This window comes from Bosea vaviloviae (assembly GCF_001741865.1).
In the GTDB taxonomy this organism is placed as follows: Bacteria; Pseudomonadota; Alphaproteobacteria; order Rhizobiales; family Beijerinckiaceae; genus Allobosea; species Allobosea vaviloviae.
Map to the genome: position 1 here is coordinate 3222504 of NZ_CP017147.1, position 20716 is coordinate 3243219.

General features: G+C 63.6%; 12 protein-coding genes and 3 pseudogenes. 8 read left to right on the forward strand and 7 right to left on the reverse strand.

Translation table 11 applies throughout. From position 1 onward, the window contains the following. Window positions 1-96 precede the first annotated feature (96 nt). From BHK69_RS14830 to BHK69_RS14860, 7 genes are all read left to right on the forward strand, one after another. A complete protein-coding gene (locus tag BHK69_RS14830) occupies window positions 97-1731 on the forward strand; it encodes a DUF4153 domain-containing protein (RefSeq protein ID WP_083269428.1) in 1635 nt (544 codons plus the stop codon). A 13-nt stretch (window positions 1732-1744) separates the two neighbouring features. Continuing rightward, window positions 1745-2449 (forward strand): response regulator transcription factor, encoded by a 705-nt coding sequence (locus tag BHK69_RS14835; RefSeq protein WP_069690773.1) that lies wholly within the window; start codon window positions 1745-1747, stop codon window positions 2447-2449. An 86-nt stretch (window positions 2450-2535) separates the two neighbouring features. After that, window positions 2536-4089, forward strand: coding sequence for a sensor histidine kinase (locus BHK69_RS14840; protein ID WP_069693673.1), 1554 nt, complete (start codon window positions 2536-2538; stop codon window positions 4087-4089). Between the two features lie 11 nt (window positions 4090-4100). Next, a complete protein-coding gene (locus BHK69_RS14845; protein WP_069690774.1) occupies window positions 4101-4544 on the forward strand; it encodes a ribosomal maturation YjgA family protein in 444 nt (147 codons plus the stop codon). A 1075-nt stretch (window positions 4545-5619) separates the two neighbouring features. Further along, window positions 5620-10005, forward strand: coding sequence for an AAA family ATPase (locus tag BHK69_RS32875; protein WP_199578885.1), 4386 nt, complete (start codon window positions 5620-5622; stop codon window positions 10003-10005). Continuing rightward, window positions 10002-11402, forward strand: a complete 1401-nt coding sequence (locus BHK69_RS14855; RefSeq protein WP_158516217.1) for a hypothetical protein — start codon at window positions 10002-10004, stop codon at window positions 11400-11402. Before BHK69_RS32875 ends, BHK69_RS14855 begins: the two co-directional genes overlap by 4 nt. Window positions 11403-11822: 420 nt before the next feature. Further along, entirely contained in the window at window positions 11823-12845 is a 1023-nt protein-coding gene (locus BHK69_RS14860; protein WP_148663422.1) for a methyltransferase, read from the forward strand. A 66-nt stretch (window positions 12846-12911) separates the two neighbouring features. On the opposite strand, the pseudogene BHK69_RS14865 reads toward BHK69_RS14860, so the two are convergent. Further along, window positions 12912-13248: pseudogene (locus BHK69_RS14865) on the reverse strand (integrase core domain-containing protein); the annotation flags it as partial. Window positions 13249-13250: 2 nt separating this feature from the next. Between BHK69_RS14865 and BHK69_RS33485 the strand changes: the two are divergent. After that, window positions 13251-13322: pseudogene (locus BHK69_RS33485) on the forward strand (glutathione S-transferase family protein); the annotation flags it as partial. A 7-nt stretch (window positions 13323-13329) separates the two neighbouring features. On the opposite strand, the gene BHK69_RS14870 reads toward BHK69_RS33485, so the two are convergent. The 6 genes and pseudogenes from BHK69_RS14870 to BHK69_RS14890 form a co-directional block, all read right to left on the reverse strand. After that, window positions 13330-14388: a methyltransferase gene (locus BHK69_RS14870; RefSeq protein ID WP_069690778.1), complete on the reverse strand. Its 1059-nt coding sequence runs from the start codon at window positions 14386-14388 to the stop codon at window positions 13330-13332. Window positions 14389-14682: 294 nt separating this feature from the next. Then, window positions 14683-15027, reverse strand: coding sequence for an acylphosphatase (locus tag BHK69_RS31430; RefSeq protein WP_244548202.1), 345 nt, complete (start codon window positions 15025-15027; stop codon window positions 14683-14685). A 251-nt stretch (window positions 15028-15278) separates the two neighbouring features. Further along, a pseudogene (locus tag BHK69_RS14875) lies at window positions 15279-15527 on the reverse strand (ABC transporter ATP-binding protein); the annotation flags it as partial. Continuing rightward, complete coding sequence (locus BHK69_RS14880) at window positions 15520-16905, reverse strand: RNB domain-containing ribonuclease (protein ID WP_069690780.1); 1386 nt, start codon at window positions 16903-16905, stop codon at window positions 15520-15522. The gene BHK69_RS14880 and the pseudogene BHK69_RS14875, both read right to left, overlap by 8 nt. Before the next feature lie 362 nt (window positions 16906-17267). Beyond that, window positions 17268-19118 (reverse strand): ABC transporter ATP-binding protein, encoded by a 1851-nt coding sequence (locus BHK69_RS14885; RefSeq protein ID WP_069690781.1) that lies wholly within the window; start codon window positions 19116-19118, stop codon window positions 17268-17270. A 342-nt stretch (window positions 19119-19460) separates the two neighbouring features. After that, the gene (locus BHK69_RS14890; protein ID WP_069690782.1) at window positions 19461-20450 is read right to left on the reverse strand and encodes a dienelactone hydrolase family protein; all 990 of its coding nucleotides are present in this window, start codon (window positions 20448-20450) and stop codon (window positions 19461-19463) included. Between the last annotated feature and the right edge of the window lie 266 nt (window positions 20451-20716).

Consider the following 20716-nt stretch of genomic DNA (forward strand, 5'->3'; position numbering starts at 1 on the left):
GAGCGTGCCCTCTGCCGACGCCACGATTTCCGTCTTTCCCGCTCCGCCGCGCCGCTCCCGCGCGCCGCAACCCGCCCTCAGCGAGGCCCCAGACCCATGCCCACCTCCGTCCCCGTCTCAAACTCCATCCCGATCCCGGCAGAGATGACGGCGCGCCCGTCGACTGCCCGGCCAAGGCGCTGGCTGCAAGCCCGGCTCGGGCTCGCCGCCGGCCTCGTGCTCCTGGCCGATCTCCTGTTCTACGGCCATGCGCTCGGCATCTCGCTCGCCTATTTCCTCGTGGTGCTGGCGGCTGCCTCGCTCCTGGCGAATCCGGTCAGGGCCGGGGGCCGCAGCCGCGCGCTGGCGCTGCTGTTGCTGGGGGCAGGGCTGCTAGCCATCGTCGAGGCGGTCGATCTGCTGTCCGCATCGCTGGCGATCCTCTCGACAGCGATCTTTGCCGTGATGATGAGCCAGCAACGGCAGGCCTGCTGGCAGGAGCAGATGCGGGAGGCAAGGCGGATGCTGCTGGCCGGCGCCTTCCGGCTGCTGGGCGATATCGGACGCGTCAGCCGTCTCTCGGCGCTGCGCGGGAAAGCCCCGGGCGGGCTCAGCTGGGTGACGAGCTGGATCATCCCGCTGATCTTCCTCAGCGTCTTCGCGACGCTGTTTGCCTCCGCCAATCCGCTCCTGGAAAGCTGGCTGAGGCGGATCGACCTGCGTCTTCTCCTCAACCTGCTCTCGCCATGGCGTATCCTGTTCTGGCTCCTGATCCTGTGCCTGATCTGGCCGATGCTGCATGTCCGGGCGGCCCGCAAGCGCAAGGCGGCGCAAGAGCAGGCGGCACAAGAACTGGCGGCGCAGGAGGTGGCGGCGCCGGCCCTCAAGGCGCTCGCGCCCGATCCCTACGGGCTGTTCGGAGACGCGGCGATCCTGCGTTCGCTGGTCCTGTTCAACGCGCTGTTTGCGGTGCAGACCTGCCTCGACATCGCCTATCTCTGGGGCGGCGTGGCGCTGCCCAACGGCATGAGCTATGCGGCCTATGCCCATCGCGGCGCCTATCCGCTCGTCGTCACCGCGCTGCTGGCGGCCGTTTTCGTCATGATCGCGATGCGCCCGTCCGGCCCTTCCGAGCGCAGAAGCGCGATCCGGCCGCTGGTGCTCGCCTGGGTCGGCCAGAACATCATGCTGATGGTCTCGTCGCTGCTGCGCCTCGACCTTTATGTCGCCGCCTATTCGCTGACCTGGCTGCGCCTCGCCGCCTTCATCTGGATGCTGCTCGTCGCCATCGGCCTGGTGCTGATCGTCATCCAGATCAGCGGCCGTAAATCGACCAACTGGCTCGTCTCGGCCAATGCCGCCACGCTGGCGCTGACCCTCTACGGCTTCTGCTTCGTCAACACGCCAGCCGTGATCGCGAACTATAATTTCCGCCATTCCCAGGAATTGCGCGGCACAGGCCCTCGTCTCGACGTCCTCTATCTGACCTCGCTCGGTCCCCAGGCCATCCCCGCGCTCGACCGCTACGCGCCGCGCATCGCAGCCGTCGAGCGGGCCATTCCGGGCTCGTCCTGGAGCTGGAACGTGAACAGGCTACCGGGCATTCGCGACCGCATGACGGGCGAGCATCTCGCGGAACAGGGGGATTGGCGGGCCTGGGGCTTTCGCGCGTGGCGCCTGTCGCGATACTTGGCTAACACTCCCGATGCCCCTTTCGGGGTCAACCGCAGCCCGGCCACGCCCGGCCAGTGACAGGCACGCGACAATGGCGCCCCGCATACTCGTGGTCGATGACGACAGCCATATCCGCGAGGTCATCTGTTTCGCGCTCGAGAAGGCCGGCATGGCGACGGTGATTGCGCGTGACGGCGTACAGGCTCTGGAGAGCTTCAGGCGGCAGCCCGCCGACCTCGTCATTCTCGACATCGGCATGCCGGAGATGGACGGGCTCGAGGTCTGCCGGCAATTGCGCAAAACCTCGGACGCGCCGATCCTGTTTTTGTCGGCGCGGGACGAGGAGATCGACCGGGTCCTGGGTCTCGAAATCGGCGGTGACGACTATGTCACCAAGCCGTTCAGTCCGCGCGAGCTGGTGGCCCGCGTCAGCGTGATCCTGAAACGCACGCGCCCCGACAGGGCCGTCGCTGCGGCAGCGGCGGAGCCGCTGTCGCGCGGCGCGCTGCAGCTTGACCCGGAAGCCCATCTGGCAAGCTTCGCGGGCAAGGCGCTGGCGCTGACGGGCATCGAGTTCTCGATCCTGAAGGCCTTTGCCGCGCGCCCCCGCCAAGTCTTCAGCCGCGAGCAGATCCTGGCAAGCGCCTATGCCGGGGCCGTCCATGTCGCGGACCGGACGATCGACAGCCATATCCGCAACATCCGCGCCAAGCTCGCGGCTGTGGGCTGCGACAGCGCCATCGACACCGTGCACGGGGTCGGCTTCCGGCTCGGGCGCTGCGAGGCGGCGCCGTGAAGACGAGGGCGTTGAAGAAGCCTGCCACGCCTGCGGCCCAGGTCGCCTCGAAATGGCGGCCCAATCTCAGCCTCATCGTCTTCCTGATGCTGACGGCGGTGCTGGCGCTGCCCTTCATCGGCCTGTTCTTCTTCCGCATCTACGAAAACCAGCTGGTTCATCAGACCGAGGCCGAGCTGATCGCGCAAAGCGTGGTCCTCGCCGCCGTGATCCGGCAGGATTTCGAGAGCAACCTGCCCACTGAGGCCGCATTGGGGGCGCAGGCTCCAGCCGAGCCGGCCTCGGCTCGCGACGAGCCGTTCAGGCCGATCCTGCCCAGGCTCGACCTGACGCGCGACGGCATGCTCGGCCGCAGGCCCGATGCTGAGCCTGCAGCCCAGCCCGCCAGCGCGGCCTTCAGGGTGGCGGGCGCGCGCTTGTCGCCGCTCCTGGCGGAAACGCAGAGCGTCACGCTGGCGGGCTTCCGCCTGCTCGATCCGTGGGGGGTGGTGATCGCCGGGCGCGAGGAGACCGGCCTGTCGCTGGCCCATGTCGAGGAGATCGGGCAAGCGCTGCAGGGGCGCTTCACCACGACGCTTCGCCAGCGTGTCTCGAAGAATGCACCGCCGCCGCTCTACTCGCTCAGCCGCGGCACCAGCATCCGCATCTTCGCGGCGACGCCGATCATCCTGCGCGGCCGCGTCGCCGGCGTGCTCTACGCCTCGCGCACGCCCAGCAACGTCTTCCGCCATCTCTATGAGGAGCGCGGCAAGGTCGTGCTTGCCGGCCTGTCCGTCGCCGCGCTGACGCTACTGATCGGCCTTGCCTTTCACCGCACCATCACTCGCCCGGTGCATGAACTGATCGCCCGCACGGTCGCGATCGGCCATGGCGACCGCGCCGCCATGCGCCCGTTGAGCAATCACGGCACTGCCGAGTTCGCAAAGCTGTCGCAGAGCTTCCTCGACATGGCCGGCAATCTGAACAACCGCTCCGACTTCATCGCGACCTTCGCGGCGCATGTCTCGCATGAGCTGAAATCGCCCCTGACCTCGATCGAGGGGGCGGCCGAATTGCTGCGCGACGATATCGCCGGCGACGGCCGCGCGATGAGCGATGCGGAACGCCGCCGCTTCCTCGGCAACATCATCACCGACACGCATCGCCTGACCGCGATCACCAACCGCCTGCGCGAGCTTGCCCGCGCCGAAAGCACCCCGACCGGAGGTGCGACCAGCCTCTCGCCCGCCATCGCCGCTCTCCAACGGGATGTCCCCGAACTCGCCATTCGCGCGGAGGGGGATATCGATGGCTCGATCCGCATCTCCGCCGAGAATCTGCGCATCATCCTGTCCCATCTCACCGACAATGCGCTGCGTCATGGCGCGACCGAGCTTGCCATCAGCGCGACGGCCGAGGCGGACCGGCTCCACCTCACCATCTCCGACAATGGCAGCGGCGTCTCGCCGAACAACCGGGCGCGGATCTTCGACAGCTTCTTCACCACGCGCCGCGACAGCGGCGGAACCGGCATGGGGCTCGCCATCGTCCGCGCGATGCTCAACGCGCACAGCGGGTCGATCGAATGTCTCGACCCTGAGGCCGGTGCTGCCTTCAGGCTGGCCTTCCAGCGCGCCGCCGAAGGCGGCAGCGATGCTTGAAGGGAGCCTGCATGGCTGAAACGAGCCCGCCTAAAACGCGTGCGCGCTCACGCTGGATCACGATCGCCTTCTGCGTCGCGATCATCGTCTCGGGCCTGCTGCTGCGGCGTTTCGGCCCCGGTCTCGGTCTGCCCTTCATCGTGGTGAAATATGGCGGCTCGCTGCTCTGGGGCACGATGGTCTATGCGCTGCTGGCCAGCACCGCCGTACGACGACCGGCTGCGCAGCTTGCAGCTCTTGCCGCCTTGATCGCGCTCAGCGTCGAGCTGTTTCGCCTCTGGCACACGCCCTGGCTCGACGCCTTCAGGCTGACGACGCCAGGCGCGCTCTTGCTCGGGCGCGTCTTCTCGCCATGGAACCTCGTGGCCTATGCGGTCGGGATAGGGCTGGGCTGGGGGGCTGACCGTCTTCTGCGACGAGCGGGCTCAGCATCCCCGGGGAATGTGAGCCGTTGACGGCCGATTGCGGCCCGTTGCGGGCATTGAGTGCGGTCAGGACGGGTGCGGACCGCGAAGCAATGGGGCCGAATGGTTTTGCCTTCCCTGGGCGGAATTGGTATTCAGAATAGGTATTTCAGAGCTCAAAGGAGACCCCGCACAAACCCAAGTCACGCAAGCCGACCACCGCGTGCCGTAACCACAAGCCCTCCGGTCTTACCGCCGCAATTGCTGTCGCCGTTTGTCTTTGGACGAGCGGACTGGAGTTGAACGGTAAGGTGCACATCAAAAACGCAACGGAGATCACTATGGAAGCATCTAAACACGCTACGACGAGCAAACCCACGGTTCCGGGGGTATCTGCGAAAGCAGGGGATTGCGGCACGTAGGTCGGACTGCGCCTTGGAGCGGCTTATCCGCGAGGTGAACCGTGAGGTGTCGTCAAGGCGGCACCGCCCCCACCAAATTCACGGCCGTGGCGCAAGCCGGGGCCGTTCTACTTCTTCGTCCTTACCAATACGGGTAGATTAAGCACTAGGTGACCCAGCGCTTTGCCGGCAGACATTTCGGACAGATTAGACACGGCCGTGTTTTTTGGACGCAGAAGAGCAGGCACATTCCGCTGCGACTGATGCCGACGCCCGCGACCTTTCACTCCGCGTTGAGCGTATCGCCGACGCGCCTAGCCGCGGTCGCCGCCGCGAAGTCCTCTGAGCAGCGACTGACTTCCGCTTTCCACCCTTTGCTGACGCTCGGAGTGTCAGCTTTCGGGCAATCTGGTTTGCGAGCCGGCGGCTGAGCAAACTAAGTCGGAAGTCGACGTCTGGAGTGTTTGCATTAGGTCGGTAGAGGTTCGGGGGCGACGCAGCTGGCCGTAGTCGACCTTCGACGCTTAAGATGTCCCGTGCCTATTTGAAGTGAACGCCGTCAGACGGGGGTTCTTCGCGGAAGCTAGCAAGGTTTGTTCCGGGGTGATGATCTGCCACACGCGGTGGTCTGGTGTGTAGGCTTCATGTTGATAGCTGGACCAAAAGCTTGTTAACGGTCGTGAACTGCCTGACAGTCGCGTGTGGCTGATGGTGGCTATGCGGGCTTGAAACATTTGAACTTGGGCCACGACTTTAAGACGCCCGGCATACTGCGCGCCGGTTTCGACTACCAGGATCTCATCAGCATCCAGCTGCTGATCCGGTACTTCCGCGAGCCTTCGCTCTACGACTGGATCAAAGTCGAGGCGACCGAGGCTGAATTTCAGTCGATCGACGATATTGTCGCTCGACGGCCGGACGGGCGCTTCGAGCTGCGGCAAGTCAAGTTCACTCCTGATCCGACGGAGACGGCGGTCGCGCTGGACTGGGATTGGCTGCTAGCGAAAAAAACGCCGAAAACGCGTTCATTAATACAAAAATGGCTCCCGACCACGATCCTGCACTTGGATCACGGGACCTTGGCATCCGCTAGCCTGCACACGGACCGACGCCCCGGCGGCACCTTCGCCGAGGCACTGGATGACGTTTTGGTGGTCTACGACAGGATTCCGCACGTTGTCCTGAGCCGAATTCACGAGCAGCTTGGCAACGAGACCGACGCTCGGCGCTTCTTCGAGGTCTTCGAGTTTCACCACTCGGAAGATGTTCTGGAGGACTTGGAGTATCGCCTTAAGGCCGTGCTCGTCCCGTCCGATACCAATGAAACTGGATGGTTGAGCCTGCGAAAGGCAGTTTGGACTTGGGCGACACAGAAGGATCGACCTGGTCCGGGCGGGAAGATTCGCCACTTGGACCTCAGGCAGATCATCGCCCGCAAACCCACGCCCATCCCCCAGGACTTTCGTGTGCCCGCCGGTTACTCCCCGCCGGACAAGGCGTTCGATAATAGCTTCCGGGATCGCGTCCGCAACAATGACGGCGTGCATGTCCTGTGGGGGCCGCCTGGGCGTGGCAAGAGCACTTACCTCAGTCACCTAGTCGACCAGAAGCGCCCAGGCAATGAGGTCTGGATCCGGCACCATTACTTCCTCAGCCTGACAGATTCGAGCCATGGTCGTTTCTACTTTACCGAAATAGCCCACTCGCTTTGCGACCAACTGCAGACAGCTGGAGAGGAGGGGTCGGCTCGCCTCGACCTGTCCAGCGTCATCGCGAAACGGGCGGGCGAACTCGCGGCCAAAGGTGGTCGGTTGATCATCGTCATCGATGGCCTTGATCACGTGTGGCGCGAGCGTCGGTCCCTTGAGCAGATGGTGCAGCTGTTCGATCATCTTCTGCCGTTGCCGCCGAACGTTTCCCTTATCGTCGGCAGCCAGAAAGTGCCGGATGCGCAATTGCCGCCTCGGCTGCTGAAGATCGCGCCCAAGAGCAAATGGCTGGAACTGCCTCTTATGTCGCCGGATGTCGTGCATGGTTGGCTCCAAGGCCAGGCAAAGACCCGGCACCTCGTTATCGGGTCGGATGACGAGGCCCGGAGGGAGCGATCGGGCAAGAAGGCTCTCGCAATAACCCTTCGGAATTTGTCGCTGGCCTTTCACCGCGCCTCGCGCGGTCTTCCCTTGCATCTGATCTATGCGCTGGAAACCTTGGTGCGGCGGGGAGGGGCAGTGACGGCCAGCGACGTCGATGCGCTGCCGGCCTGCCCCGATGGCGACATTCGTACATATTATCAGGGGCTATGGACGCGCATTAGTCCGCTGGCGCGCGAGCTCCTGCATGTGTTGGCCGGGCTTCAGTTCGCGCTTCCGCCTAGCGGCCTCTGGCAGTGCTTTGGCCGAGCACCGGACGTCGAAGCGGCGATCGACGAGATCGACCATCTGATGGAGCGCCGCCGGACCGGCGTCATACCGTTTCACGGCAGCATTTTCGCTTTCGTTCGCGAGCTTGCAGACCATGACGGCATCTGGGGGCAACGGGGGGGCGACGTCGTGACTTGGCTCGAAACAATGGCGCCGCCTTACTGGCGCTGGGCCTGGCTTTGGGTGACCAAGGGCCAGCTTGGCGATGTCGGAGGCCTCAAGTCAGGCCCGGACCGCGCATGGGTCATCGACGCCATGGCCCGTGGCTACCCCCTCGAACAGATCACCCTGATCCTTTCTCGGGCAGAGGATGCGGCCTTCGAAGCTTTCGATCTTTGCAGGACCTTCGAACTGCGCAGCCTCGCCACCCGTGTCGACAACGCCGTCGAATTTCAGATCCACGACTTCGGCCCGTTCTTCGAAACGGCTGCCGCGGTCACCGAAGATGATTTCCCGCGCCTGGTGATTGAAGACGATGTCACCAGTCTGCCTCCGGGATTGATGATGCCTGGCCTGCGCAGCATCGATCCGGCCAAGCGTCCAGACCTGGCCGGGAAGGTCCTGGACGACCTCCAACGGCGGATGCGTGATCAGATGGAGGAGCGACGCTATTCGAGCACTCCAAGTGATTGGCGCACCGATGCTGTTAGAGTTCTGGCTTGGACGCCAGCCCCCGAGTTGGATCGCCTGCGGAAGTACGCCGCACAATTTCGCGACGGCGAGGCGCTCGTTACCGCGTTCGCACGGGAATGTCTGTTCGGCGATAAGTCTACGCTCCTTATTCCCCTAAGTCGCGCCCCGCTTAACAGGGCGCTGGCCCGGGAGGTCGTCGCGGCGTTCTGCTTGGAGGGCCTAGCGCCAGATGGCAATCAATTGCCTTCCGAATTGTTGGCCCATCCACTAGGGCAGGCGTTCGGCGCGCTCTGTGGGTCGGATGTTCAGACCGAATCGTCCCTGGATCTCGACCTACTGCTGGGAAATCGTGACTACGATAAGCGATTCACCGGGACGCGGGCTGGGCTACACAACCTCTTCTTTGCCACCTTCGCCAGCGTCTGCGGATCCGCGGGCGTCGCGCCGTCCCTGACGGTTTCCCCTAGTCTCCAGGATGATTGGGTCGCGTCGGCGGCTGCTGAGATCGTCGACATCGCGAGCGAGTTGGCCCGGGCCTGGACCGACGAAAAGATCCCGCCCACCGCGCGCCGGCTTTATGAAGCTATCGGTCTCGCGCAACCTCGACATCGCGGCTTCGTAACCGACTTGCATTTCAACGATGCGCGGCTGGCGGTGATGGATATCGCTATCGACTTGCAGACGTTGGCTCTGGCGCAAGCCGCTACTCAACGCATCGACACCGACGATCTTTTGGCGATCTCGGCCTCGCCGTGGTGGCTTGCGGAGTTGTGGCTGGGAGCCTTCAGCGAGCGCCGGCTTCCCTTCCACACTGAAGCGGCCGCGGCGAGGCTTGTGGCAATTATAGACCAAGGCATCGCCAGCGCCGTCACGCAGTTTGACGAACGGTCCAGACTGGCAGCGGACCTTGCCCGATTCGCCCACGACAATGGTCTGGTGGAACAGGCACGCTCGGCGCTTCGCAGGGCGGCCTCGTGCATGATCGGCTACAACTGGCACAAGGATATGTTCGCCTTCGAAGTTTTGGACGCCATCGAACACGTGTCGGAGGTGGTGCCCGCTTTCGCCCTCGAGCTGCTGCTGCGCTTGGCACCGGTCTATGATTCCCTGAGCGATTTCACCGATGGCGATGAGACCCGCCACGCTCGGGGAACTTTCTACGAGCTAATTGCGCGCCTCGATGTTGATCGTGTTGCTGTGTTGCATGGCCATCTGATCGACGCCGAGAATTGGCATTTGGCTGATCAGGTCGTTCATTCGGCGGCGCAAGCCTTGCCCAACACCTCCACGACGGTCGCGCTTCTACGGACATTCGTAGAACCTGGCGGGCGCCAGATCGCGCAAGCTTTTGCGGATCAGCACGGGCTAACCGACCTTTCTGGGCACTTAAATCGTGCGATTGGGACAAGCCAACCCAATCTGGCCGTTCCTGCTCCGTCGCCCCCGAAATTGCGGCGCGGCCTCAAGCAAGGACGCCCGCCTCGTGTCGCCGACTATCCCGCCGAGCAGCTGGGCAAGTTGGTGACCGCGATCCGTCGCGCCAATTTAGACTACACGCTCGAACGCGATTTGATCGTCAAATGGCTGCAGCATTGGGAGAAGCAGGGGCAGGCCAAGGCCGCTTTGAAGGCGCTGGAAAACCAACTGGATAGTGGCGGTTTCGATACGATGGTAGGGCGCACGCTCGATGCGGCCTACGCGGTCGCCCGCAGGGCGCTTGGCCGGTCTGCGGCCTATCCCTGGATTGTCCGGGCCCATAAGCACCAGTATGGCTGGTATCGGTATATGACCGACTCCAAGGCCAACCTAGCCCGTTTGGACACCGTGGCCAAAGACTATCCGGCGCGGTGGAAAGATTTCATCATCGACGCGTCCGTCGGCATTCCGATTGGCCTTGGCGAAGCGCCAAGCCGATCGCTCGGGATCGGTCGCCTTGTCTATTTCCTGGTCAAGGTCGGCCAGACAAAGATGGCGATCGACTATGTCTTGACCCTGGTCAAGATCCTTGAGGCCGAGGTCTCTGACTTGCCTTTGCCCGCGGCGAAATGGGCGGCATGATCTCGGCGGCCAGGTTTCTTGCCAATCGCCTCGGCGCACCCGATCCTCGCATCCGGGCTGAAGCCGCCAAGTCCATCGCGAGAGCTATCAAGGAAGGTGATAGCGTGGTGAAATCCGCTTTCCTGGACTGGATCGCGAGTAGAGAACTCGAAAGTGAGGCTGCGTCGAGCCTAGCGATAATCCTTGCCTTTGACCTTGGAGCTTACTTCACACCCGCAGAAGTGGACGCCGTGAACGGCGCGCCATCGATCCTCTCCCAGATCCTGATGGGGCAAGTGTTTCCGGGGCAGGACCTGCGAGGGCGGCGGCTTGGCTACGCGCCGCTCGACGCCAAGCCGGACGACGATCTGGCGACCTACTTCAACTCCAAGGATCGCCAGTTCATCGCGCCGATTTTCACGACGAACCTGCGGGGGCTCGGCCGAGGCGGCGAAATGCTGCTCGATCGGTGGCGCACAGAGTGGTGCTGGCTGCAGGCCACGCGCCGGGAGCCGTTCTCAGACCTTCCTCGCGTGCTGTGGGGCAACGCACCGCTATCCAACTATGTGGATTTCCAAGCTCGCCAGACCGAGATGTTCCTGTCGGCCTATCTTCGCGCTTTAGCCTTTGGCGCGGAGCAACTTGGGCTGCCCGTTGGCAGAGCCAAGGATTTGGCTCTTGATGGGTTGGCGCTAAACGCCGGTCTAGGCGTTGTCGAGCCGTTAGCGCGTCCGTCATGGAGCGTCGGCGTGAGCATTGCTTTGTTGAAGGGAGATGGGGCGATCTGCGCCCAAGCACTTTGGGCGGCGGCCCAGGCCTCGGCACCCGAGGGTCATGTCGCAATCTCATTGAGAACCATCGATCACAACGAGCTTGGTTATTCCGATATTACGATCTTCCGGACGCTACACGCCGACGACAAGCAGCCAAAAACGGGGCCCTGTGAACAGGAATTTTCTCCTTCTGGCATCCTTGTTCGCGGGGTCGTGGGCGGACTTACCGGCACCCCTGACTCCATCACAAGGCTGGGAAAAGAGCCGGTGATGGCGCTGTCGACCTGCCTGCACCCAACGCACTACGGCCGACTTCACATGGACTTCTTCCCAAACGGGATTCAGTTAGCCCATCCCGATCTCCTAGGGGCCGGAATTATAATCGCCGATCAAGATGGGATTCACTTTGTCGACCAAGATGTTCGACTATCGACCTGGCGTTATTGGAACGCGGACTGGCAGCCGACGCGCGATCGGCATTTACGCCGGCTGGGAGGCTTAATTACGACCGTGAATGAGGCTCGGCTAAGCGCCTATCTCACCCATCGCGGCGCACCTACCGGCCTTTATTGTGAGATTGCCCAGGGCGTCAGGGGCGCGACTTACGAGGATTTGACCCGGAACGTCGAGCATCTCTGGCTCTAGGTCCTGAAGCAAGGCGCGCACCGAATAATTGGCCCGGCCGTGACGTGGGCCGTAAGCAAGGGGGCAACTTTGGCCGTGACGCACCCCGCTGCATAGGTCCGCTGTCGGGCAATCATCCAACGTCAGCTCTTGGCGCCCGGCTGCCTCGAGGCGTCCAGCCGCTGCTAACGACCAGACTGGATGGGAAGCGGTCGTTAGCACCATCGACGCAAACGGCTAGTCTACGCCCGGACCAGACTGCTGCCATACCGGGCCTTGCACGGAAAAGCGGCACTCGGCGAATCCAGCGGCTGTCACAAATATCGGGCTTGGTCACCGCCCCGCGAACGATGGCGGGGTTTGGGTAGCGAAACTGTGTTAAAAGACGGGCGCTGCGCGAGCCACCACCTTGGGTGCGGCACTTACCGATAGGAGGCAATGATGTCCGGGCTGGATCCGTCCCATATCATGCAAGTCGGGTTGGGGTTCTTTGCGTCGAAGACACTGCTTTCGGCCGTCGAGCTGGAACTCTTCACCAAGCTCGCCAGGCAGCCGATGACGGGCAAGGAGATCGCCGCGGCATTGCAACTCAATCCACGCGCCATACCGGACCTCCCCGACGCGTTAGTGGCCCTCAAGTTTCTCCAACGTGAAGGCGACGGTCCCGACGCGCGCTACTCGAATACGCCCGAGAGCGCCTTTTTTCTGGACCGAGACAGCCCTGGCTACATCGGCGGTATCCTCGAGATGGCGAATGCTCGCCTGTACCGATTCTGGGCGGACCTCACCGAAGCTCTCAAGACAGGGATGCCGCAAAACGAAACCAAGCACTCCGGCGAGCCAATGTTCACGAAGCTTTACGCGGACCCGGCGCGCCTTGAGCAGTTTATGAACGCCATGTCGGGAATCTCGGCCGGAAACTTCAAAGAATTTGCCCAGAAATTCGACTTCTCCACGTTCAAGACTCTTTGCGATGTCGGTGGTGCGACCGGGCAGCTTTCCTGCATGGTCGCCGCAGCGCATCCGCACATGCGTTGCACCAGCTTCGATCTCCCGGAAGTCGTGCCGATAGCCACACGCAAAATTCAGCAGGCGGGCCTGACCGACCGGGTAACGGCTGTCGGTGGCAACTTCTTCGCCGATCCATTGCCCAAGGCGGACGTCATCACCATGGGGATGATCCTGCACGACTGGAACCTTGAGACGAAGAAGCTGCTCATTCGGAAGGCGTATGATGCCTTGCCCCCGGGCGGTGCATTTGTGGTTATCGAAGCGCTCATCGACGATGCAAGACGCGAGAATGCATTCGGTCTGATGATGTCTCTCAACATGCTGATCGAATTTGGCGACGCCTTCGATTACTCGGGATCCGACTTTGCGGACTGGTGTCGTGAGGTTGGATTCCGGGACTTCAGGATCATCCCGCTGGCGGGTCCGTCGAGCGCTGCGGTCGCCTACAAGTAGCGCGATTGCGATTTGAGATCGTCGCCCTGGCCCTTGATATTGGCCACGCTGACGTTGCCCCCTTTTTTATCCAGCGCTGAATTCGTTTCCGGCGGTTGCGGAGCCCGTTTGGGCTGGTGAAGCGACGGGCTCTGGCGCTGTGCTTGTCGCATAGCGCGGCGCCAGGGCCCGGGCGCAGGGTGAAGGTCGAGGCGAAGGCCGCGGGCGTCTGCCAGCCGAGCCGGGAGTGAGGGCGTTGGGTGTTGTAGTCGGTGCGCCACTTGGCCAAGGCGGTCCGTGCCTGTGCCAGGGACGAGAAGACGGTCTCGTTCAGCAGTTCGTCGCGCAGGCGGCCGTTGAAGCTTTCGATGAAGCCGTTCTGCATCGGCTTGCCGGGCGCGATGTCGTGCCATTCGATGCGAGCCTGAAGCACGGTCCGCATACAAGCGTGCTTTCGACGCTCAATTGGCGGTATTCGACGCCGCATCAACGAGCTGATCGCTGATTACGCCCCCTGCACCGCTTCGACGATGCTTACGTCGGAGCTGGTGGGGATCACCCGCGTCAGGCGGAAGCTGGCCTTGGCGAGGAGCTGGCGGTATTCCTCCTCCGTCCGCTCCTGGCCGCCGGGCAGCACCAGCATCACCATGTCGAGCACCTTCCCGGGATGGGGTGTGTCGCCGGCGGGTAACACCATCTCCACCAGCAGGAGCCTCCCGTCGGGCGGCATGGCCTTGCGAACTTGGCCGAGGATGGTGAGGCACTGCTCCTCGCTCCAGTCGTGGATGACGTGGGACAGTACATAAGCGTCGCCGCCAGTGGGAACCGTCTCGAAGAAGTCGCCGGCCTCGATCGCCACGCGCGCCTGCACGCGCCGCGCTGCCAGCAGGGCCGGCGCGTCGGCCACCACATGGGGCCGGTCGAACAGGATGCCGCGCGGCCCCTCGTGCCGCGCCAGGATCGCTGCGAGCAGGTTGCCGGTGGCGCCTCCAACGTCGACGACGGTGCCGAAGGCCGAAAAGTCATAAGCCTCCGCGACAGCAGGCGGCTCTCGGCCATGGAAGCCGATCATCGTCTCGCTGAACAGCGAGGCCTCGTCCGGATGCCGGCCGAGATAGTCGAAGACCGGCGTGCCGTGGGTCTTCTCGAACGCCGTCCTGCCGGTCTGCAGCGAATAGACGATCTCGTCGAAGGCCCCCGCGAACCAGGGGCTGCCGGCGGTGAGAATGGTGGCCCGCGCCGAACCGGGGGCGCCCGTCTTCAGCGCCTCCCCCAGGGCCGTCAGGGCAAAGCGCTGCCCGGCCTGCTCGGCAAACAGGCCCAGGCTGGCGAGGCAGCGCATGAAGCGATGGAGCGAGGGCGCATGGAGGCCGAGCGGGCCGGCGAGGTCCTCGGCACTGCGAGGGCAGGTGGCCAGGTGATCGGCCACGTCCAGCCTCGCCGCCGCATAGACCAGGCGCGAGACCCAGGCGGCCGTCGCCATCTGAATCAGAGCGACATGCGGGGGAGGCTCCTGCGGTGCCGCAGGAGCCGCAAGGGTCGACACGGCGTGGGGCGTGTCCATGATGCTCTCCAGAATGGCCAACGATGGACTGGAACTGTAACTTTAGATAGCACGGCCGGCCAACGCTGGCACGACATTGGTGAGGTTGGAGTAATCGGCTCGCCTTCCTCTGCGGCACTAGTGCAGTGGGAACTACGTACGATCGGCGGCCTTGAGGGTGAAGTTGTGATTGCGGCCTCTGGCCTGCGAACGTCGGCTTCCGGACGGTCGATCAAGGTCGGCTTTTGGCGCATCGAGCCCTGCCCCTACAGGGTCGGCGATCCCTCGAACTCTCCGGACTTCAAGGGCGACTGGCTAAGGCGAATGAGGAGTATCGCGCCCTTGTCGCGGAAAGCTGTCGGTTGCGGCAATGAAGAAGGTCTGGCCGCCGCCATCCAACCGCGGCGGTGCTGCTTCTAGGCGACGAACATCCTCGACATCTGCGCCGCGGGGGCCTTGCCGCGCCTCAAGAACTAATCGCTCGACACTTTCGGCTGGACCGGAAAGCGCTGCTTCCACCGTGCCGTCTACGCAGTTACGCACCCAACCGCTTACGCCAGCTGTGAGGGCGCGGCGGCGGAACCATTGCCGGTAGCCAACTCCCTGGACCCGTCCGGAAATGCTGATGTGCAGCTCCATTCGATCCTGCTTTTCCGTCAAGAAATCGCTTCACGAATTCTAACACCCAGTCTTGACCACTCTCAAGGCGCGCTCGTTTGGATGTCCGCTTCAGGCTGGCGGGCCAATGTCCGCTAATGGCGCTTCGCCGGCATAGGCAAGTCATCGATCGAGCGGGAAGATCGGCCCGCGGACGCGGCGTCGAGGCAAGGTGGCCCCTTGCGGCCTCCACGAGAACCGACCATCCAACAGGCTCGCTTGCAAGCCGGCACGCGTTGCGCCGGCAGGGAGGCTTACCGCTTCCGGGAACCCTGCGGGCGTTGTGGCACGATGAAGCCTCCGGATTGATGGGCCCACAGCTCGGCGTAGAGCCCGCCGCGATCGAGCAACTCCGCATGGGAGCCTTGATCGACGATGCGCCCGCCATCCATCACCACAGGCCGGTCCCTGAGTTGCAGCGTGGAGAGGCGATGCGCGATCGCGATGACGGTCTTCCCGCGCATGAGATCAGAGAGCGCATCCTGGATCGCGGCCTCAACCTGCTCGCTCGAAGGTAACCGTGTGCTGCAGGGGATCGGCGGATGTCAGCTTGACCCGGATCCGATCGCCCGGCTTGCCGCCTTGCCCGTGAACCCGCGCGACCACGGGCAACTCGCAGAGCTGGATGCGCAGGCCGTGCTCGTCCGCATCGGTCACCACTGCCTCGAACGTGGTTCCTTCGCTGCCCTGAAGCATCAGGGCTTCGGCGAGGTCGATCACGTTTCGGTCGATTTGCCCGTCGCGCGCATCGGCCCTGGCCATCACCGCGGGCAATTGCTCGAATGCGGCCGATACCGCCGGCGGCACCGGCTGGCCGTTCGCGACCGCGAGCGCAGCGCGCACCACATAGCGATCTGCGAGGCGGCGCAGCGGTGCCGAAGCGTGCGCATAGGTCGCCGCCATCGGCGCATGCCAGGGCACGATGCCGTCGCGATAAGGAACATAGTTTGCACCGCCGCTGGCCCTGCGCACCGCCAGCATGAAGGCGGCGTGGCTGCTGTCGGTGGGATTCAACGTCTTCTCGAACTGGACGAGCGACTGCATGTCCGGCCATGACAATCCCAGGGCACGCGCGGTCTGGCGCAGGCGCTGGACGGCCTTTTGATCCGGCTCCGGCATGACCCGGAACAGGCCGGTCCGGGCCGCCAGCAGCGCGGCCGCGATTGCGACATTGCTGGCCAGAGACAGGGCGGCGTTCTGCTCCTCGGCGCGCAGGCGCGGGCGGAAGAGCAATTGGTAGCGGCCGTCGCCGAGAGCGTCGACCTCCTGTTCCGGCGGGTCTACGCGCGCTGCGCCGCGCCGGCTCTCGGCAGCCTCGATACGGCGGGCGAACTCATCGAAATCAACAGGCAGATCGGCCGCCTTGACCCCGTCATAGGCGAGCTTGGCGGTGCTGCGGATGACGGCCCGTTCGGCGCCGTCGAGATGGGCATTGCCAGCGGCGTCGATCCGGGTGGTGAAGATCACGGCCGGGCGCAGGACAGCGGGCAGGAGGCTCGCTGCGCCCTCGGCGAGAACCGGCGGATACAGCCCGGCCTTGCCGTCCGGCAGATAGAGCGTCGCGCCGCGCTGCCAGGCTTCCCGGTCGACCACGTCGCCATCGTCGACGAACCAGGCGACATCGGCGATGGCGTAATGCAGCAGCAGATCGCTGCCGCTGCGCTCGATCGTGAAGGCTTGGTCGAGATCGGTTGAGGTCGCGGGGTCGAGCGTGACGAAAGGCCGGTCCGTGCGATCGACATGCGCGGTCGGCGCGCGATGGGCAGCCGTTTCCGCAGCCGCAAGGACCGCGGGCGGAAACTGCGCGGGCACGCCGAATTGCCGACGTATCGCCGCCATCCCGCCGATCAGCGCATTGGTGGAATCAATGAGGGTCTTCATCCTGCTCCGCGAGACCTCTGTCCGTTGTCGAGCTGCTGCGAAGCAGCCAGCGCGAAGGTTCGCAGACTGTTATAGTTGCAACCGTTCAGGCTTCACATGCAACGATCGTGACCGGCGATGCACCTCTGACTGGATCGGGTCGGGAGCCGAAGTCAGGAGAGCCCCTTGGCAACGTCCGTTTTCGGGCAATCGTCCAATGTCTGCTCCTGGCGCTTCGCCGGCATAGGCAAGTCATCGATCGAGCGGGAAGATCGGCCCGCGGACGCGGCGTCGAGGCAAGGTGGCCCCTTGCGGCCTCCACGAGAACCGACCATCCAACAGGCTCGCTTGCAAGCCGCCAGGCGTTGCGCCGGCAGGGAGGCTCACCGCTTCCGGGAACCCTGCGGGCGTTGTGGCACGATGAAGCCTCCGGATTGATGCGCCCACAGCTCGGCGTAGAGGCCGCCGCGATCGAGCAACTCCGCATGGGAGCCTTGATCGACAATGCGCCCGCCATCCATCACCACAAGCCGATCCATGAGTTGCAGCGTGGAGAGGCGATGCGCGATGGCGATGACGGTCTTCCCGCGCATCAGATCGGAGAGCGCATCCTGGATCGCGGCCTCGACCTGCGAGTCGAGGGATGACGTCGCCTCGTCGAGCAGGAGAATCGGGGCGTCCTTCAGGATCACCCGCGCGATGGCGATGCGCTGGCGCTGTCCGCCGGAGAGCTTGACGCCGCGCTCGCCGACGAAGGCCTCGAAACCTTGGCGCCCCTTGCTGTCGACCAGTCTGTCGATGAAGCCGTCGGCCTGCGCCTTGCGGGCCGCGTCGCGCATCATCTCGTCATCGGCGTCGTGGCGGGCGTAGAGGATGTTCTCGCCGATGGAGCGGTGCAGGAGCGAGGAATCCTGAGCCACCAATGCGATCCGGGCGCGCAGCGTTTCCTCGGTGACGCCGGCGATGTCCTGACCGTCGATCAGGATGCGGCCCGATTGCGGTTCGTAGAAGCGCAGCAGCAGATTGACGAGCGTGGACTTTCCCGCGCCCGAGCGCCCGACCAAGCCGACCTTTTCGCCGGCGCCGACGGTCAGGGATAGCCCGTCCACCACGCGGTGCGGCTGCGTGTAGTGAAAATGCAGATCCTCGAACCGGATCTCGCCATGGGGAGCCGCGAGCGGACGCGCGTCAGGCCGGTCGAGCTGGCTCAGTGGCTGCGCGATCGTCTTCATGCCTTCCTGGACGACACCGATATTTTCGAAAATGCCTGAGATTTCGAACGCCACCCAATTTGACATGGCGATGATCTGGGTTGTCAGGAGAACGGCGGTCGTCAGCGTGCCCGCATCGACGCGTCCCAGCGAGAAAAGCCAGACGCCGATACCGCCCGTCGTCGCCAGCAGGATCGCGTTGAGGCAGACCAGGCAGAACACATAGACGGTATTCAGACGCTGCTGGCGGGCGAAAGCGGCCTGGAAGCGCTGGAAGCCGTCGCGCATATAGGTGTCGTCATCGCTCCGGCGCCCGAACAGCTTGACGGTCATCATATTGGTGAAGGTGTCGACGATCTTGCCGGTGATGGCCGAGCGCATCTCCGAGGTCTCGCGCGAGCGGACCTGCACCTTCGGCAGCGTGTATGCGAGGAGCGCGCCGTAGAACAGAAACCAGGCCATCATCGGTGCGGCCAGGCGAATGTCCTGCGTGCCGAGAAGACCGATCGCGGTCGCGCCGAAAATCAGGATCTGCCAGACCGCGCGTACCAAGGAGACGATGGTATCGCGCAGCGGCCGGCCCGTCTGCGTGACCCGGCTGGCCAAGCGCCCGGCGAAGTCGTCATGAAAGAAGGCGAGCGGCTGGCGGACGACGTGCCAGTAATTCTGCCAGTGAATCAGCGTCGTGAAAGAGACGGCGATCGAGTGGTTCACGAGCAGGCGAAACAGGATCGTGCCCAGCGGCCGCACCACGAGTACGATCGTCGCCATGATCAGGAGCAGATGGCCGGCAGCGTCGAAAACGCGCTCGCGCGGTACCGACGACAGGATGGAGACGAGGCGCCCGATCAGATAAGGCACCACGGCGTCAACGACGGCAAGCGCAAAGCCGAGCATGAACAGCGCCGCGAACAGGCCCTTCGCCTGGCGGATGAAATGCCAATAGAACCTTCGTAGTCCGCTGGGAGGCTCGCCCGGAGGCGATGCTGTCGAATCAACGAGAGTGTCGAAGAAGCTGAACATCAGTCCTTATGGTTGCCAGACTGTCGGCGTGGCAACCGCGAATGGTCGCGGTCAGAGGCGGGCTCTAGACTGATCGACCGCGTTTCCACCTGGCCACGAGCGCCGTTTCCGTTTCCATTGGATCGTTCAACAGCTCCTGTGCTTTGTTCTAACGCGTTGTCCTCATGCGAACCGGTGTCCATTTCGCGCGAAAACGCTCCAGCTGGCGATGCCTTATCGTGGCTGAAGGCAAAAAAGCTCGAAATCGCAGGGGTAGGCTTGGTCTACCCCTGCGCTTCATTTCAGACAACGAAAGGCAATTCGTTTCCTTTATTGTCGAGAGATCAGCTTTACGGCGATCGACTACTTGGCACCCAATGTCGATTTCAGGAAAGCCTGGACCGCTGACGTGACGGCCTGCGCGGCCTCGGGATCGAATCCGACGGTCGGGCCTATGCTCACGCATTCATCATTGTAGCTGAACGGCTTCTGGGTCGCGTCATTCACGAGAACCGCATTTGCGTCTTCGCGAATCTTGCAGGCGCGAACGGATTGGTCGGCTTTGGTGGGCGCAGGCGGATTGGCGCCATACGGATTGTCGAAGCCGTGCGGCGCATTGGGATACTCTGTCAGCTGGATATCGGCGCCAGCCTGCTTGAGCCGCTCGACATAGGCCTTGCAGGGGGCAACCGGATTATAGTTGTCCGGCGTGCCATGAAAAATGCGGATCGGGCGCGCGGAAACCTTGCCGTCGTCGCGATAGGTCGTGCCGCAATCGGGATAAAACACGACATAGGACGCGAAATTGACACCGCTTTTGTTCCATAGCTTCTGAAAGCGATCGACGCTCGAATAGAGCGCCGCCTGTCCGCCGCGGGAAAAACCCATCATCACGATCCGCTCGGGGTCGATGCGAGGATGTTTGGCCAAAATATCGAGCGACCTGTAGATATCGAGGACGAAGTTCAGGCGCCCGAGCGCGGCCTGCTTGTCGCCGACGCCGGAGAAGCCCCGGCCGGTCACGCCGTCGATGACAAAGGTCGCGATTCCGGCGCCATTGAGGACGCGTTTCCAATATTGAATATTGCCCCCGATCCCGCCTGAGCCGTGCATCAAGACGGCGACGGGGAGGCGGCCGGTCCCCGGCGCCAGGCTCAATTCGCCGGTGACGACGGCTGGCTTGGCGTTGGAATCACCCGACAGGAACTGGCTGTCGGACAAGGTGAGCGTCGGGATCGCGTAAATTTCTGCCCGCGCCGGCAGATCCTTCGGGACTGGGCCTTGCGCCAGAGCGGCGCCGCCGAGCCCGCACAGAGACATCGCTATGCCAGCAAAAAATGACCGATAGCTCATTTAATCCTCCCTGAGTCATTGTTGACGGCTGGCTGTGTCGCCTGTCGCCCCTGCTCTTTAGTCAGTGCAAATTGAACCAGTTGGTACATTTGTCAATTCGTCGCTTGCATGGAGAGTTTTGGCTAGCCAGCGACGGTATCCGCACGAGTTGCTGGACGCCTTTGAGCGCGGAAAGGCTCGCCCGGGATGGAACCGGTGTCCACTTCGCTTGGAACCACGCCGTCCGGAATGGCGTCTCGAGGGATGCTCCGGCAGGCTCCGGTGAT

Bases quoted from the DNA above. Each gene is read 5' to 3' on its own strand.
- BHK69_RS14855 (WP_158516217.1), top strand. From the start codon at position 10,002: ATGATCTCGGCGGCCAGGTTTCTTGCCAATCGCCTCGGCGCACCCGAT.
- BHK69_RS14860 (WP_148663422.1), top strand. From the start codon at position 11,823: ATGTCCGGGCTGGATCCGTCCCATATCATGCAAGTCGGGTTGGGGTTC.
- BHK69_RS14885 (WP_069690781.1), bottom strand. From the start codon at position 19,118: ATGTTCAGCTTCTTCGACACTCTCGTTGATTCGACAGCATCGCCTCCG.
- BHK69_RS14840 (WP_069693673.1), top strand. From the start codon at position 2,536: ATGCTGACGGCGGTGCTGGCGCTGCCCTTCATCGGCCTGTTCTTCTTC.
- BHK69_RS14880 (WP_069690780.1), bottom strand. From the start codon at position 16,905: ATGAAGACCCTCATTGATTCCACCAATGCGCTGATCGGCGGGATGGCG.
- BHK69_RS14890 (WP_069690782.1), bottom strand. From the start codon at position 20,450: ATGAGCTATCGGTCATTTTTTGCTGGCATAGCGATGTCTCTGTGCGGG.
- BHK69_RS14870 (WP_069690778.1), bottom strand. From the start codon at position 14,388: ATGGACACGCCCCACGCCGTGTCGACCCTTGCGGCTCCTGCGGCACCG.
- BHK69_RS14845 (WP_069690774.1), top strand. From the start codon at position 4,101: ATGGCTGAAACGAGCCCGCCTAAAACGCGTGCGCGCTCACGCTGGATC.
- BHK69_RS14835 (WP_069690773.1), top strand. From the start codon at position 1,745: ATGGCGCCCCGCATACTCGTGGTCGATGACGACAGCCATATCCGCGAG.
- BHK69_RS14830 (WP_083269428.1), top strand. From the start codon at position 97: ATGCCCACCTCCGTCCCCGTCTCAAACTCCATCCCGATCCCGGCAGAG.